Annotated in this window: 15 protein-coding genes and 2 pseudogenes; 9 read left to right on the top strand and 8 right to left on the bottom strand. The window is 70.3% G+C overall.

Annotated features, from left to right (window positions below; translation table 11 throughout):
* The first annotated feature begins 108 nt into the window (after positions 1-108).
* From purU to QQK29_RS08770, 3 genes and pseudogenes are all read left to right on the top strand, one after another.
* Positions 109-958, top strand: a pseudogene (gene purU, locus QQK29_RS08780) (formyltetrahydrofolate deformylase).
* Positions 901-2,112 carry an N-acetylglucosamine-6-phosphate deacetylase gene (nagA, locus tag QQK29_RS08775; protein ID WP_431308672.1) on the top strand — a complete coding sequence of 404 codons (1,212 nt, stop codon included), beginning with the start codon at positions 901-903 and terminating at the stop codon, positions 2,110-2,112. The pseudogene purU and the gene nagA overlap by 58 nt, the downstream one beginning before the upstream one ends.
* A gap of 183 nt (positions 2,113-2,295) precedes the next feature.
* Positions 2,296-2,715 (top strand): hypothetical protein, encoded by a 420-nt coding sequence (locus tag QQK29_RS08770; protein ID WP_284299576.1) that lies wholly within the window; start codon positions 2,296-2,298, stop codon positions 2,713-2,715.
* A gap of 99 nt (positions 2,716-2,814) precedes the next feature.
* Here QQK29_RS08770 and QQK29_RS08765 read toward each other — a convergent pair whose 3' ends face one another.
* From QQK29_RS08765 to QQK29_RS08730, 8 genes are all read right to left on the bottom strand, one after another.
* Positions 2,815-3,600, bottom strand: coding sequence for a glucosamine-6-phosphate deaminase (locus QQK29_RS08765; RefSeq protein ID WP_284299574.1), 786 nt, complete (start codon positions 3,598-3,600; stop codon positions 2,815-2,817).
* Positions 3,600-4,526, bottom strand: a complete 927-nt coding sequence (locus tag QQK29_RS08760; protein WP_284299572.1) for an ROK family protein — start codon at positions 4,524-4,526, stop codon at positions 3,600-3,602. Before QQK29_RS08760 ends, QQK29_RS08765 begins: the two co-directional genes overlap by 1 nt.
* On the bottom strand, positions 4,523-5,989 hold the full coding sequence (locus QQK29_RS08755) for a glycoside hydrolase family 3 protein (RefSeq protein WP_284299570.1): 1,467 nt from the start codon (positions 5,987-5,989) through the stop codon (positions 4,523-4,525). Before QQK29_RS08755 ends, QQK29_RS08760 begins: the two co-directional genes overlap by 4 nt.
* Positions 5,986-6,828, bottom strand: coding sequence for a carbohydrate ABC transporter permease (locus QQK29_RS08750; RefSeq protein WP_284299568.1), 843 nt, complete (start codon positions 6,826-6,828; stop codon positions 5,986-5,988). The genes QQK29_RS08755 and QQK29_RS08750 overlap by 4 nt, the downstream gene beginning before the upstream one ends.
* Positions 6,825-7,787, bottom strand: a complete 963-nt coding sequence (locus QQK29_RS08745; protein ID WP_284299566.1) for a carbohydrate ABC transporter permease — start codon at positions 7,785-7,787, stop codon at positions 6,825-6,827. The genes QQK29_RS08750 and QQK29_RS08745 overlap by 4 nt, the downstream gene beginning before the upstream one ends.
* A gap of 95 nt (positions 7,788-7,882) precedes the next feature.
* A complete protein-coding gene (locus tag QQK29_RS08740) occupies positions 7,883-9,064 on the bottom strand; it encodes an extracellular solute-binding protein (RefSeq protein ID WP_284299563.1) in 1,182 nt (393 codons plus the stop codon).
* Positions 9,019-9,183, bottom strand: a complete 165-nt coding sequence (locus QQK29_RS08735; protein ID WP_284299561.1) for a hypothetical protein — start codon at positions 9,181-9,183, stop codon at positions 9,019-9,021. The genes QQK29_RS08740 and QQK29_RS08735 overlap by 46 nt, the downstream gene beginning before the upstream one ends.
* Before the next feature lie 78 nt (positions 9,184-9,261).
* The gene (locus QQK29_RS08730; protein ID WP_284299559.1) at positions 9,262-10,410 is read right to left on the bottom strand and encodes an ROK family transcriptional regulator; all 1,149 of its coding nucleotides are present in this window, start codon (positions 10,408-10,410) and stop codon (positions 9,262-9,264) included.
* Positions 10,411-10,567: 157 nt separating this feature from the next.
* Here QQK29_RS08730 and QQK29_RS08725 point away from each other — a divergent pair, with 157 nt between their 5' ends.
* From QQK29_RS08725 to QQK29_RS08700, 6 genes and pseudogenes are all read left to right on the top strand, one after another.
* A complete protein-coding gene (locus QQK29_RS08725) occupies positions 10,568-10,990 on the top strand; it encodes an FMN-binding protein (RefSeq protein ID WP_284299555.1) in 423 nt (140 codons plus the stop codon).
* A gap of 32 nt (positions 10,991-11,022) precedes the next feature.
* Entirely contained in the window at positions 11,023-11,880 is an 858-nt protein-coding gene (locus QQK29_RS08720) for an FAD:protein FMN transferase (RefSeq protein WP_284299553.1), read from the top strand.
* Positions 11,877-12,512, top strand: coding sequence for a hypothetical protein (locus QQK29_RS08715; protein WP_284299551.1), 636 nt, complete (start codon positions 11,877-11,879; stop codon positions 12,510-12,512). The genes QQK29_RS08720 and QQK29_RS08715 overlap by 4 nt, the downstream gene beginning before the upstream one ends.
* 448 nt (positions 12,513-12,960) lie before the next feature.
* Positions 12,961-13,086: pseudogene (locus tag QQK29_RS17935) on the top strand (hypothetical protein); the annotation flags it as partial.
* Positions 13,087-13,158: 72 nt separating this feature from the next.
* A complete protein-coding gene (locus QQK29_RS08705) occupies positions 13,159-13,380 on the top strand; it encodes a hypothetical protein (protein ID WP_284299549.1) in 222 nt (73 codons plus the stop codon).
* Between the two features lie 214 nt (positions 13,381-13,594).
* On the top strand, positions 13,595-14,038 hold the full coding sequence (locus QQK29_RS08700) for an Hsp20/alpha crystallin family protein (RefSeq protein WP_284299547.1): 444 nt from the start codon (positions 13,595-13,597) through the stop codon (positions 14,036-14,038).
* The last annotated feature ends 20 nt before the right edge of the window (positions 14,039-14,058 follow it).

The following is a 14,058-nucleotide window of genomic DNA, read 5'->3' as shown; positions in this document are numbered from 1 at the left end:
GTGTGTCAAACGCTGTAGCGGTTGGCGTCGGGCGGCAGTGATCACGGGCGCGGCGGGGCAAGCGCTGCAGCGTTCGGCACCCCTCCCGACGGCCTACGCTGGGGAGCTATGACGTCGACGCACTGGATCCTCACGCTCGTGTGCGAGGACCGCCCGGGCATCGTGCACGCCATCAGCGGTGCGATCGTCGAGGCCCAAGGCAACATCACCGAGTCGCAGCAGTTCTCGAGTGACGACACCGGCACCTTCTTCATGCGCCTGCAGGTCGAGACGACCGCCTCCCGCGAGCGCGTCGAGGCCGCCCTGCTCCCCGTCACCGAACGGTACGGGATGACCTGGAAGCTGGATGTCGTGGGTCGCCCGCTGCGCACCCTCGTGCTCGTGTCGAAGGCGGGCCACTGCCTCAACGACCTGCTGTTCCGTCAGCGAGCCGGGCAGCTGGGTATCGACATCCCGCTCGTGCTGTCGAATCATCCGGACCTCGGTGAGCTCGCCGCGTTCTACGGGGTGCCGTTCGAATCGCATGCGGTGACGACTCCCGGTCAGAAGCTCGCCTTCGAGGAGCGCGTGCTCGAGGTCGTCGAGGAGCACGACATCGAGCTCGTCGTGCTCGCCCGGTATATGCAGATCCTCTCGCCCGAGCTGTGCGAGACCCTCGCCGGGCGGGTCATCAACATCCACCACTCCTTCCTGCCGGGCTTCAAGGGCGCGAACCCGTACCGGCAGGCGCATGCGCGCGGCGTCAAGATCATCGGTGCCACCGCCCACTTCGTCACGAGCGACCTCGACGAGGGGCCGATCATCGAGCAGAACATCGTGCGGGTCGATCACACCCGCACCCTCGGAGCTCGTCGCCATCGGGCAAGACGAGGAAAGCCGCACCCTCACCCAGGCCGTGAAGTGGTTCGCGGAGGATCGCGTGCTGCTCGACGGCGCGCGCACCATCATCTTCACGTAGGCCCTCGCTACGCTCGGAGCGTGACGCTGCTGCTGCATTCCGCCCTGCTCACCGACGAACGCGGCGAGCGACCCGACGGCTGGCTGCTGTTCGACGGGCACACCATCGCCGCGACCGGCACGGGTGAGGCCCCGGATGCCGCTGAGCGCATCGATCTGCACGGTGCGCGGCTGGTTCCCGGCTTCGTCGACATCCACGGCCACGGCGGCGGCGGGCACTCCTACGACGACGGCGGGGAGGCCCTCGATGCGGCGCTCGCGACGCATCGTGCGCACGGTGTGACGCGCTCGGTCATCTCGCTCGTCGCGAACCCGCTCGCAGTCCTCCGCGCGGGGCTCGCCGGGGTCGCCGCCCGTGCCGCGCGCGACCCGCTCGTGCTGGGCGCGCACCTCGAGGGTCCGTTCCTCGCCCCCGCGCGACGCGGCGCTCACCATGTCGACTACCTGCGCGAGCCCGACCAGATCACGGTCGACGAGCTCATCGAGGCCGGCGACGGTGCCGTGCGGCAGATCACCATCGCCCCCGAGCTACCCGGCGCCGACAACGCCATCGACTGCTTCCTCGCGGCAGGCGTCACGGTCGCGATCGGGCACACCGAGGCCGACTACGACACCGCCGCGCGCGCGTTCGACCGCGGGGCCAGCATTCTGACACATGCCTACAACGCCATGAACGGCATCCACCATCGCGCGCCGGGCCCCATCGTCGCGGCGCTGTCGGACCCGCGCGTGACGCTCGAGATCGTGCTCGACGGCTACCACGTGCACGAGCAGGTGGTGGCGCTCACGCTCGACGAGGCGCCCGGCCGGGTGGCGTTCATCACCGACTCGATGGCCGCCGCGGGAAGCGAAGACGGCCACTATCGCCTCGGTGAACTCAACGTGACCGTGCGCGACGGTCTCGCCGTGCTGTCGGGCACCGACACGATCGCCGGGTCGACCCTCACGCTCGACGCGGCGCTGCGCCGCGCCGTCGACGTCGTGGGTCTGTCGTGGCCGGATGCCGTGGCCGCCGTGACGTCGGTACCGGCCCGCGCGCTCGGCTACGGTGACCGCCTCGGCCTCTTCGAGCCCGGCTACGCCGCCGATGCCGTGGTGCTCGACGCGGAGGGCCACGTCGCGGGCGTGTGGGCCGCGGGTGCGCGGCTCGGGTAGTGCGTGGCGCTGGTTTCGAGACGCGGCTCCGCCGCTCCTCAACCAGCTGATGCTGAAGCCCAGGTGGTTGAGGAGCGGGTCGCCGCAGGCGGCACGCGTCTCGAAACCGCCGTCGCCTCAGCCGGCCCAGCATCGATGTCGCCTCCCGACTCCAAGCACCTCGGCGTGCGCCAGGATGGGCGAATGACATCGTCGCCGCTGCGGATCACGAACGTGTGGGTCAAGCTCGCCTACGTCGTGGTCTGGTATGGATTCGGCGTCGTGCTCGCGAACGTCATCCTCAGCGGTGTCGCGGACGCCATTATCGTCGCCACCCTGCTCGCGTGGGATACAGCATCGCTGTCGCTGGGGGTGCGCATCTTCCGCGGCCGCGATGAGGCGGTGGCGCCGCCGCGGCCGTGGTGGCGGATGACAGGAGGCGCGCGCTCGGCGCTCGTGCTGGGGTCGCTCGGAGTGCTGAACGCCGCGCTGACGCTGCCGCTCTACGTCGCGGCTCCGTCACCATGGGTGCTGAACGCATGCTGGTATCTCGTGGCGGGCGTGCTCTACCTGCACTCAGGGATCAGGACGAGACGCGCCCGCGTGCGCACGTCACGGATCTGAGCGACGTATGGAACGCGGGGTCGCGCCTGGCGTGAGTGCCTGTGGGCTGGTTTCGAGACGCCCGCTTCGCGGGCTCCTCAACCAGCTGAGTTCTGCGCGTCAGCGCGCCCAGTCGGGGCGGTTGTCCCAGGCGTAGCGGTAGTAGTCGGCGAAGCGCAGCTTCGAGGCCGCCGCCTCATCGAGCAGCACCGTGACCTCGGGATGCAGCTGGATCGCGGAACCCGGCAGCGACGCCGACACGGGGCCCTCGAGCGCGCCGGCCACGGCATCCGCCTTCGCCTCGCCGAAGGCGAGCAGCACGAGCGCGCGGGCGTCGAGGATCGTGCCCAGCCCCTGCGTGAGGCAGTGCATGGGCACCTCGTCGGCCGAGGCGAAGAAGCGCGCGTTGTCGGCGCGCGTCGCCTCGGTCAGCGTCTTCACCCGGGTGCGCGAGGCGAACGAGGAACCCGGCTCGTTGAAGCCGATGTGCCCCGTGCGCCCGATGCCGAGCACCTGGATGTCGACGCCCCCGGCCTCACGGATCGCAGCCTCGTAGCGGTCGCCCGCGGATGCGATCGGCCCGCCGTCGTCCCCAGGCACGTGGACGAGCGACGGCGTGAGGCCGAGGGGGTCGACGACTTCGCGCGTGATGACCGCGCGGTAGCTTTCGGGATGGTCGGCCGGCAGCCCGACGTACTCGTCGAGCGCGAAGCCACGCACCCGTGACCAGTCGAGGTCGAGGCGCGCGAGCGCACTCCAGATGGGCAGCGGGGTCGAGCCGGTGGCGAGGCCCAGCACGGCATCCGGCTTGCTCTGCACGACACTCGCGATGAGGCCGGCGGCCAGTTCGCCCGCGGTCACGCGGGCCTCTTCCGGCGTTCCGGGGAGGATGACGACTTCGGCCATCAGACCACCTCCACGGCATTCGCTTCGGGGTCGCCCACGAAGGCTGCGCCCACGGCTGCGGCGGGGAAGTCGGGCGGCAGCAGGCGCACCCGTTCGCCCAGTCGCAGCGAGGCGACGAAGGGCGAGTCGGCCTCCCACCGCGCGATGATGCCGCGCACCCCCGCGATGAGCGGTTCGCCGAGCCGGCTGATGCCGCCTCCGATCACCACATCGTCGACGTCGACCGTGAGCACGAGCAGGCGCGCGGCCTCGGCCGCACCCTGCAGCACGCGATCGCGCACGGCCGCGGCCACCGCATCCCCGGATGCTGCAGCATCGAACAGCGCACGCACCGGAAGCGGGTCGTCGCTCGGCCACTGCCGCGCGACCGCCGAGCCGGACGCGTACAGCTCGAGGCAGCCGCGCTGCCCGCACGGGCAGACGGGACCGGCGGGGTCGACGGGGATGTGCCCGATCTCGCCCGCGACGCCGCTCACGCCGCGCCACAGTTCGCCGCCGAGCACGAGGCCCGCCGCGAGGCCCGTGCCGAGGTTGAGGTAGGCCATCGACTGGCCCGAGCCGAGGCCCTGCAGGTGGAAGGCGCCGAGGGCCGCGGCGTTGACGTCGTTCTCCACCCGCACGGGGCGTCCGAGGCGATCGCGCAGCAACCCGCCGAGCTCGAGGTCGGCGAGGCCCAGGTTGACGGCGTGGCTCACTCGGCCGGTGTCGGCGTCGACCGCGCCGGGGATGCCGATGCCGATCGAGGTGAACTCGGCGATGGGCATTCCGGTGGCGTGCGCGAGCTGCTCAACGGCCGAGACGGCGGTCAGCAGCACGACCTCGGCGCCGAAGCCCGTGGGCAGCCGCAGGGTCTCGACGACGCGACCGTCTTCGCCGATCGCGACGGCATCCGTCTTGGTGCCGCCGATGTCGAGCCCGAGCCTCACCGTGATCTCCCGTCCTGCACGGTGCCGTCCAGCACCGTGCGCAGCGCCGCCGACACGCTCGCCGAGGCCCCGAAGGTCGCGATGTCAGCGTAGGCACGATCGGCGCCTGGCCAGCCCATGTCGATCACGACGGTCGCGGGCTGTGCGGCGCGCGCACGGTCGATGAGGTCGCGCGTCCAGCCGCGGCGGTGGTTGTCTTTGCCGACGATCAGGTAGGGCACGTCCGACGGCGGCAGGGCGTCGCCCTCACGCAGCCGCTCGGGGGCGAGGCCCGCGCTCGCGAGCCCCCACGGCACGTCACCGACGGCCATGTTGGCGGTCGTCTCGAGAGCCACGAGACGCGCGCCGGCAGGCACCTCGACGCCGCCACGCACCTCGAACGCGGATGCGATGCGCGCCGCATCGGGAACGAACGTCGAAGGCGCGGCCTCCGGCGCCTGCTCGAGCGAGACGCTCAGGGCGCTCACCCGTGCCACGGCATCCGCGAGCCGGTCGGCCGCGAGCGCACCAGATGCGACAGCCGCGCCGATCGCCGCCTCGATCTCGGCGAGCTGCGCATCCGTGTTGCGGGTTCCGATGCAGAGCAGGTCGCAGCCTCCCGCGAGCGCGCGCACGGCGGCGGCGGCGATGCCGATCTCGCCCGAGGCACCCGCCATGTCGAGGGCGTCGGAGACGACGACACCGTCGAAACCCAGGCCGCCTTCGTCAACAGCGCCGCGCAGCAGCTCGCCGAGGATCCGCGGCGAGAAGGTCGCAGGCTGGTCGGCATCGAGCTGCGGCAGCAGGATGTGGCTCGACATGATGGTGCGAGCCCCCGCGGCGATCGCGGCGCGGAAGGGCTCGAGCTCCCGCGACCGCAGCGTGTCGAGCGGGAGGTCGACGACGGGGAGCGCGTGGTGGGAGTCGGCCGAGGTGTCGCCGTGCCCCGGGAAGTGCTTCGCGCTGACCGCGACGCCCTGCGCTTCGTGAGCGGCCACCCACGCGGCGGTGTGCCGCGCGACGAGCGCCGCATCCGTTCCGAAGCTGCGCACGCCGATGACGGGGTTGTCGGGGTCGGAGTTGATGTCGGCGTCGGGCGCGAAGTTGAGGTTGACGCCCGCGGCGCGCAGCTCGGTCGCGACGGCGGCACCCACGGATGCCGTGAGCTCGGTGTCGTCGATGCGCCCGAGCACGGCGTTGCCCGGGTAGGGCGACCCCGTCGCGGCATGCAGGCGCGAGACGTCGCCGCCCTCCTCGTCGATCGCGATGAGGGCCCGGGGGTTGGCCGCGCGGATCGCCGCCGTGAGGGCGCGCAGCTGTTCGGGCGAGGTGATGTTCTCGGCGAAGAGACACACCCCGCCGAGGCCGCCGCGCAGCCGCACGGCGAGCCACTCGGGCAGCTCGGTACCCACGAAGCCGGGCAGCAGCACGGGTGCGGCGGCGGCGCTGATCCGCTCTTCGCGGATTGAGCCCGTCGAAATCATCCCTTGACCGCACCCCCCACGAGGCCGCTCGTCATGCGTCCCTGCACGATGAGGAAGAACACGATCACCGGGATCGCGACGATCGTCGACGCGGCCATCACCTGGCCCCAGTCCGTCTCGCGGGTGGCCGAGGCCTGCACGAAACCACGCAGCCAGAGCGGCAGGGTCTGCGCCGCCTCGGCGGGCAGCAGCACGACCGCGACCGTGAACTCGTTCCACGCCTGCAGGAAGGCGTAGACACCGGATGCGACGAGCCCCGGGGCGAGCAGCGGGAACGTGATGCGCATGAAGGCCTGGAAGCGGCTGAGTCCGTCGACCATGGCGGCCTCCTCGAGCTCGGCGGGCACGCCCGCGACGAAGCCGCGCAGCATCCACACCGTGAACGGGATGACGGCCGCGATGTAGATGACGCTCACGCCGAGCACGGTGTTGAGCAGCCCCACGGAGGAGACCATCTTGTACTGCGCGATGAAGAGACCCTCTGCCGGCAGCATCTGGATGAGCAGCAGGGCGAGCACGAAGCTCTTGCGCCCGCGGAACTTGAAGCGGCTGATGGCCACCGCACCGAGGAACGCGAACACGAGGCACACCGCCACCACGATGAGCGTGATCGTGACGCTCATGCCGAGCGCTCCGAAGAACGAGCCGTCGGAGATCGCGCCGGTGAAGTTCGCGAACGTGAAGTACTCACCGGGGAAGAAGTGCGGCGTGAACTGCTGCAGCACGGCTGTGGAGATGAAGGCCGAGTTGGCCATCCAGTAGACGGGGAAGATCCATACGATCGCGAGCACGATCGCGAGCGCGCTAAGGGCGATGCGCCCGGTCTTGACGGCGGTCACTGTGCCTCATCCTCCTTGATGAGCTCACGCACGTACACCCAGCTGATGGCGAGGGTGACGAGCAGCACGACGATCGAGACGGCGCTTGCCATACCGAAGTCGCCCGTTGCCGTGCCGAGCTTGTAGATGTAGGTGCCGAGCAGGTCGAAGTCGCCGGACTTCGAGCCGGCGTCCTTGAGCAGGGTGATCTGCGCGAACACCCGCAGATCCCAGATGAGCTGCAGCAGCAGCACGATGGAGAGCACGGGGCGCACCATCGGCAGGATGATTCGACGGAAGCGCTGCCACGCACCCGCGCCGTCGATCTGGGCGGCCTCCATGACCTCCTCGGAGATCTGGGTGAGACCCGCGTAGATGGCGAACGACACGAACGGCACCGACATCCAGATGATGAGCACGCTCGCGACGAAGAAGAAGGTGAGCGGGTTGCCGAGCCAGTCGTAGCGGTTCATGTCGACGCCCGGGATCGCATCGAGCAGGTAGTTGACGACCCCGCGACGGCGGTCGAAGAGCCAGATGAACACCGTGGTGGCCGCCGCGACCGGCATCGCCCACGCGAAGAGCATCGAGATCTGCAGGATGAGACGCACGGTCCGACCCACGGCGTTCATGAGCACGGCCATGAGCACGCCGATCACGACGGTGACGGCGGCGGTGACGACGCAGAACAGCAGGGAGCGCACGAGCACCGCCCAGAACTCGCCGTCCCACACGAGATTGGCGAAGTTGTCGAAGCCGACGAACTCCGGTGGCTTGCCGAACTGCTGCGACAGACCGTACTTCTGGAACGAGGTGACGATCTGCCAGATGAGCGGATACCCGAGGCCCAGCAAGAGGGCGATGAGGGCCGGCACGATCAGCACGTAGGGGACGCCCGTCGTGCGCCGCGGCTGGATGCGGGGGCCGGGTGCCGGTGACGACATGCGGGCCCGGGCCGGGGTTCGGGTGGGTGCGGACATGCGGGATCCTCCCTTCATGGGGCTTTCGGGTTGAGGTGGAGAGGGTGCCGGTCGGGCAGCGCAGCGACTGCACGCTGCCCGACCGGCAGACGATGTCAGCTCTTGTTGATGAGCTCGTCGATCTTCTTGTCGTACTCCGCGGCGAGCGAGGCGACGTCGCCGCCCGCGTTCACCTTGCCGAAGAACTCCTCGAGCAGGCCGGAGCCCTCGACGCCCGCCCAGCCGACGGCGGCCGGGGTGAGCTTCGAACCGAGAGCCGACTCGATGAGCGCCTTCGCGAACTGGTCGTCACCGAGCGACGAGACGTAGTCCGAGTTGGCAGGTCCCAGACCGTTCGCCCCGAGCATCTCCTGGTACTCCTTGCTGAAGATGATCTTCATGAGCTCGCGCGCACCGGCCTGGTTCTTCGAGGAGGCCGAGATCGCGATGTTGGAGCCACCCGCGAACACCGGGGCGACACCGCCGTCGACACCGGGGAGCACGTAGGCACCGAATACCTCGTCGTTCCACGTGGCGACCTGCTTGGTGTCGTCCTTGGGGTCGGGAGCCAGGTCGCCGATCGACCAGTGCGCCCATCCGGGTGCGATGATCGTGGCGGCCTCGGGGCCTGCGGCCTCGGGCTGGGTGTTGATGTTCACCCACGGGGTGCTGTCGGCCTCCGTGACGGGAGCGTTCGACGCCGAGGTGTAGAGCTCCTGCAGCGCCTCGAGTCCCTCGATCGACTTCGGGTCGGAGAGGCTCGACTTCCACTGGTCGCCGTCCTGCTTCGCGAGGTCTCCGCCATAGGCGAAGATCCACGAGACGCCGTTGCGCCAGTCCTCGCCGCCGAGGTAGAACCCGGACGTCGAGTCGTTGTGCAGCTTCTGCGCGATCTCGGTGAGCTGCGGCAGGGTCGTCGGCACCTCGACACCGGCAGCGGCGTAGAGGTCCTTGCGGTAGAACACGTAGCGCGATCCGAAGTAGTACGGAAGCGCGTAGTTCTTGCCGTCGACCTTGCCCACGTCGACGAACGACGTCAGCAGCTTGTCGCCCCCGAGCTCGTCGTACATGTCGGAGATGTCGCTGAAGGCGCCGACGTTGGTGAACGTCGGCGACCAGGTGTTGCCGATCTCGGTGACGTCGGGAGTATTGTCGGCATCGGGCAGGGCGGTCTGAAGCTTCGCGAGAGCGTCACCCCAACCCTGCTCTTCAATGGTCAGGGTGCCCCCGGTCGCCTTCTTGTACTCGGTCTTCAGGTAGTCACGGAGAGTGTCCGGGGTGTCACCCCCATCAGCCAAAAGGTGATGTTCTGGCCCTTGGCGTCGTCCGGGTTCGGGGCTTCCGACGGGGTCGAGCAGCCCGCGAGGACGACGAGCGCAGCAGTCGCCGCGGCGATGCTTGCGATCTTTCGCTTCATTGGTGCTTCCTTCTTCATTGAATTGCGCTGTTGCCGGGTGGCGACACCGCATGGTGCAGGGATGTTGCGTTGATCGGGTCAGGAGACCCCGAGCCTCCCCGACAGGACCATGGCGGCGGCGCCGCGCATGACGATGTCCTGGCCGAGGTGGGACATCCGTACCGTCAGATCGCCGTGGAACTCGGCCATCGTGCGGGCACGGAAGGTCTCGATGGCCGCCTGGGTGAGCGGACCGTCGAGCAGTTCGACGGGGCCGCTGATGACGACCTCGTCGAGATTGAGGGCGCCGACGACCGGCGCGAGGGCGATGCCGAGACGCTCACCCGCGGTGCGCAGCAGGGCATCGCGCGCGTCGGCATCGGATGCGGCGGCGAGCCCCGCGGTGAGGCGCGGCACCGAGAGCCACGTCTCGAGGCATCCGTGCTTACCGCACACGCAGAGGTCGCCACCGTCGGTGCCGACCACGACGTGGCCGAGCTCGCCGGCGGCGAAGCGGCTGCCGTAGACGGGACGCCCGCCCAGGATGAGGCCGGCGCCGACGCCGCGGCCCACGCGGATGACCATGAAGTCGCCCATGGCATCCCCGAAGCTGTGCTCGGCGAGGGCTGCGGCGTTGGCGTCGTTCGCCACGAGCACCGGCAGGTCGGTCGCGGCCTCCAGGATTCCCTGCAGCGCCACGTCGGTCCAGCCGAGGTTGGGGGCGGAGAGCACGGTGCCGGCGAGGTCGACGATGCCGGGCGAGCCGATTCCGATGCCGAGGATCGGGATGTCGACCGACGCCACGAGGTCGCGCACGAGCTGCACGAGGATCGCGGTGACCTCGGCGCCCTCGGCCCCATCGGTCGCGAGCTCGCTGCGGGTGACGACCTGGCCGTCGATGTCGAGCACGGCACCCCGGAACACACCCGCGTCGGAGAGGTCGACGCCGATGATGCGGTAGCCCTCACGGTTGATGTCGAGCAGGATCGCGGGCTTGCCCGGGCGACCCTCGTCGCGCTGCCCGGTCTCGACGACGAGGCCGTCGGCGATGAGCTCGGCGACCAGATCGGAGATCGTGACGCGCGTGAGGCCGGTCTCGCGGGCCAGGTCGGCGCGGCTCTGGAGGCCGCCGCGGTAGAGGTTCTGCAGCACCAGCGAGCGGTTGTGACGACGCGCGTGCTCGGGGAGCACCTTCGCCGAGGGGCGAAGGGCACGGAGAGCGCTGCGCTGCGCTTCGGGTGCGGGCATGTTTGTTAGTAAAGCGTACGAACAAACATCGCGCAAGATGCGGATGCGCCGGTTACGAAGTCGTTATCTCGGAGCGTATCGCCGACGACGACACGGTCCATGCGGAATCATGGAGATTGCCAGCCGCGACCAAGGATTCGCTGACATTCTGAACCGCATGACGACCTCCCCTCGCCTCGCCACCGCCCGTCTGGCGGCCGTCGGAACCGCCGGACTCGGCCTGCTCACCCTCGCGGGGTGCGCCGGTGGAGCCGCCGACGCGATGGTCGACACCTCGGCGTCCTACGCGGATGGCGACTACTCCGCCGAGGGCAGCTACATCTCCCCCGCCGGCGAGCAGTCGGTCAAGGTCGAGCTCACCTTGAAGGACGACGCCGTCACCGCCGTCACCGTGACCCCCGAGGCCGACGACCCGCAGGCGAAGGGCTTCCAGCAGAAGTTCGCCGGCGGCATCTCCGACGTCATCGTCGGCAAGGACATCGACACCCTCGACGTCTCGCGCGTCGCCGGCTCCTCGCTCACGAGCGGGGGCTTCACCAAGGCGATCGAGTCGATCAAGGCCGAGGCGCTCGAGGGCTGAACGGCCCCTCCCCTCCGCGCGCCCGACCGGCCGTGATCTCCGACCCCCTCCCCGCCGCCTGGCGTTTCGACGCGCTCGGCACCCCGTGGCGCATCGACACCGAGGAGCCGCTCGGGGAGCACGTGCGCGCGGCCGTCGCCGACCGCGTCGAGCGCTTCGACCGGGCATGGTCGCGCTACCGCGACGACTCCCTCGTGTCCCGCATCGCCCGCGAGCCGGGGCACCACTGCCTTCCCGAGGAGGCCGCGCCGCTCCTCGGGCTCTACGCGGAGCTCTATGCCGCGACCCGCGGGCGCGTCTCGCCTCTCGTCGGCGGAGCCCTCGCCGCATCCGGCTTCGGCCCGCGGCTCGCGGGGATCCCGGATGCCGTGCCGCGCTGGCAGGACGCGCTCGCCTGGGACGGCACCCACCTGGCCACCTCCTCCCCCGTGCTGCTCGACATGGGAGCCGCAGGCAAGGGGCTGCTCGTCGACCTCGTGAGCGAGCTGCTCGCCGACGCGGGGATCGCCCGCTCGGTCGTCGACGGATCGGGCGATCTGCGCATCCGCGACGTGCCCATGCGCATCGCGCTCGAGCATCCGGCCCACCCGTCCAAGGCTGTCGGCATCGCCGAGCTGCGCGACGGCGCGCTCTCGGCGAGCGCGGGCAACCGCCGCGTGGTCGGTGACCGCCACCACGTGCTCGATGCCGTGACCGGCCTTCCCGCACGCGAGGTCGTCGCGACCTGGGCGGTCGCCTCCGACGACCTCACGGCCGACGGGGCGGCGACGGCGCTGTTCTTCGATGTCGATCCGGCCTGGCTCAGCCGCAGGAGCATCGCGTGGGTCAGGATGCTGCACGACGGCGCGCTCGAGGCGAGCCCCGACTTCCCCGGAGAGGTGTTCGCATGATCGCGCGACTGGATGCGCTGCTCGGCCGCGTCACGATGTACCTGCTGATGATCGGCATCCTCGGTGTGCTCACCGCGCTCGCCCTCGTGCTCGCCCTCACCGGCGTCATCTCGATCGACCCGCTCGCGATCCTCGTGTCGACCGTCGTGCTCGTGGCCACCTCCTGGATCGCGAACCAGGTGCTGGGCATCGCCTTCCGCAGTCGACCGCTCACCGAGTCCGGCATCATCACGGCCCTCCTGCTGCTGTTCGTGCTCGAGCCGACGCGCGAGCCGGCGGGGCTGCTCGGGCTCGTCGCGGCGGCGGCGATCGCGGCGGCGTCGAAGTACCTCATCGCCTGGCGCGGCCGGCACCTCGTGAACCCCGCGGCACTCGGAGCGCTCGTCGCGGGCGTGAGCGGGCTGGCCTTCTCGTCGTGGTGGGTCGGCACAGCCGCGATGCTGCCCGCGGTCGCGCTCGGCGCGCTGCTCATCCTGTGGCGCACGCGGCGTCTCGGCATGGGGGTGCTGTTCCTCGCCGTGGGCGCTGCCGTGCAGATCGCCGTCGTGCTGGGCGCGGGGGCGACCTGCCCGCGGCGCTGTCGCTCACCTTCCTCTCCGGCCCGCTCGTCTTCGCCGCCGGGTACATGCTGAGCGAACCGCTGACCCTGCCGCCACGACGCTGGCAGCGCCTGGCCTATGCCGTCGTGGTGGCGCTGCTCGCGACGGTGCCGTACACCGTCGGGCCGTTCCGCACGACGCCGGAGCTCGCCCTCGTGATCGGCGGGGTGCTCGCGTTCCTGCTCGGACAGCGGCGAGCCGTTCGGCTTGAGTTCATCGGCAGACGGCAGCTCACCCCGACCGCGTGGGAGTTCCGCTTCCGGCCGATGGCACCGCTGCGCTTCGATGCCGGACAGTACCTCGAGCTCACGCTTCCGCATCCGCACCCCGATGCCCGCGGCATCCGGCGGGTGTTCTCGATCACCTCCGCGCCCGGTGACGCCGAGCTCACGATCGGCGTGCGAATCCGCGACGAGGCCTCGAGCTTCAAGCGCGCGCTGCTCGCACTCGTGCCCGGCGCACGGGTGCGCGCCACGGGCGTCTGGGGGATTTCACCCTGCCGCGCACGCCGGATGCGAAACTCGCCTTCGTCGCGGCCGGCATCGGGGTCACGCCGTTCGTCGCGCACCTCGGCGCCCTCGCGCGCGAGGCGCGCGCCTCCGATGTCGAGGTCGTCTACGCGGTGCGCTCGGCGTCCGAACTCGCCTACCGCGACGAGCTCGCCGCCACGGGGTGCCGCGTGAGCGTGCTGTGCCCCGACGACCCGGGTGACCTGCCTGCCCACTGCACGTGGCTCGGAACGGATGCGCTCGACGCCTCTGCCGTGCGCCGGGCGATCCCGGATGTCACGTCGCGCACCGTGTATCTCTCCGGCGCGCCGCGCGACGTGGCGCGCCTGCGGCGGGCGCTCCGCGCGGCGGGCGTGCGCCGCATCCGCACCGACGTCTTCCTGGGTTACTGAGTGTTTTTTGCGCTGCGGTAATCCGCAGCGCCGACCGGAATCGCGGCCCCGCGCGAGGGGCCGCGATTCCGCGTGTCGACACAGGCGAGTTTGCCTGCGAGGCAGACCCGTTCGCCCTGCGCGAGCAGGCTGGCACTCTCTACCTCCGAGTGCTAAAACAGATATCGAGAAGTTGAGTCACCACGACTCACATCTGAAAATCTGGAGGTATCCGATGACCATGTTCTTCGACCCGTTCCGCGAGCTCGACCGTGTCGCCGGCCAGCTCCTCGACACCCGTCAGGGTCCGCGGCTGATGCCGATGGACCTCTACCGCGACGGCGACCACTACGTGCTCAACGCCGACCTGCCGGGCATCGACCCGGGCAGCGTCGACATCGACGTCGACGGGCAGCTGCTCACCATCCGCGCTGAGCGCACCCCGCGCAGCGTCGAGGGCGTCAAGTGGATCGCGCGCGAGCGGTCGGGCGGATCGTTCCTGCGCCAGCTCAACCTCGGGCAGGGCGTCGACATCGCCGCCATCTCGGCAAGCTACGAGAACGGTGTGCTGAGCGTCGTCATCCCGGTCAGCGAGGCCGCGAAGCCGCGCAAGATCGAGGTGCAGACGAGCGCCCGCAGCGAGCAGATCGAGGCGCACGCCGAGCCCGCCGAGGCGTAACAACGGCGATCGGGCCCTGG

The organism is Homoserinibacter gongjuensis, from assembly GCF_030161875.1.
Lineage (GTDB): Bacteria > Actinomycetota > Actinomycetes > Actinomycetales > Microbacteriaceae > Homoserinibacter > Homoserinibacter gongjuensis.
This window is presented reverse-complemented; position numbering and strand designations above follow the sequence as displayed.

Coding starts and splice junctions, on each gene's coding strand:
- QQK29_RS08770 (WP_284299576.1), top strand. CDS start 2,296: ATGACATCGTCGCCGCTGCGGATCACGAACGTGTGGGTCAAGCTCGCC.
- QQK29_RS08715 (WP_284299551.1), top strand. CDS start 11,877: ATGATCGCGCGACTGGATGCGCTGCTCGGCCGCGTCACGATGTACCTG.
- QQK29_RS08765 (WP_284299574.1), bottom strand. CDS start 3,600: ATGGCCGAAGTCGTCATCCTCCCCGGAACGCCGGAAGAGGCCCGCGTG.
- QQK29_RS08730 (WP_284299559.1), bottom strand. CDS start 10,410: ATGCCCGCACCCGAAGCGCAGCGCAGCGCTCTCCGTGCCCTTCGCCCC.
- QQK29_RS08755 (WP_284299570.1), bottom strand. CDS start 5,989: ATGATTTCGACGGGCTCAATCCGCGAAGAGCGGATCAGCGCCGCCGCC.
- QQK29_RS08735 (WP_284299561.1), bottom strand. CDS start 9,183: ATGAAGCGAAAGATCGCAAGCATCGCCGCGGCGACTGCTGCGCTCGTC.
- QQK29_RS08725 (WP_284299555.1), top strand. CDS start 10,568: ATGACGACCTCCCCTCGCCTCGCCACCGCCCGTCTGGCGGCCGTCGGA.
- QQK29_RS08700 (WP_284299547.1), top strand. CDS start 13,595: ATGACCATGTTCTTCGACCCGTTCCGCGAGCTCGACCGTGTCGCCGGC.
- QQK29_RS08745 (WP_284299566.1), bottom strand. CDS start 7,787: ATGTCCGCACCCACCCGAACCCCGGCCCGGGCCCGCATGTCGTCACCG.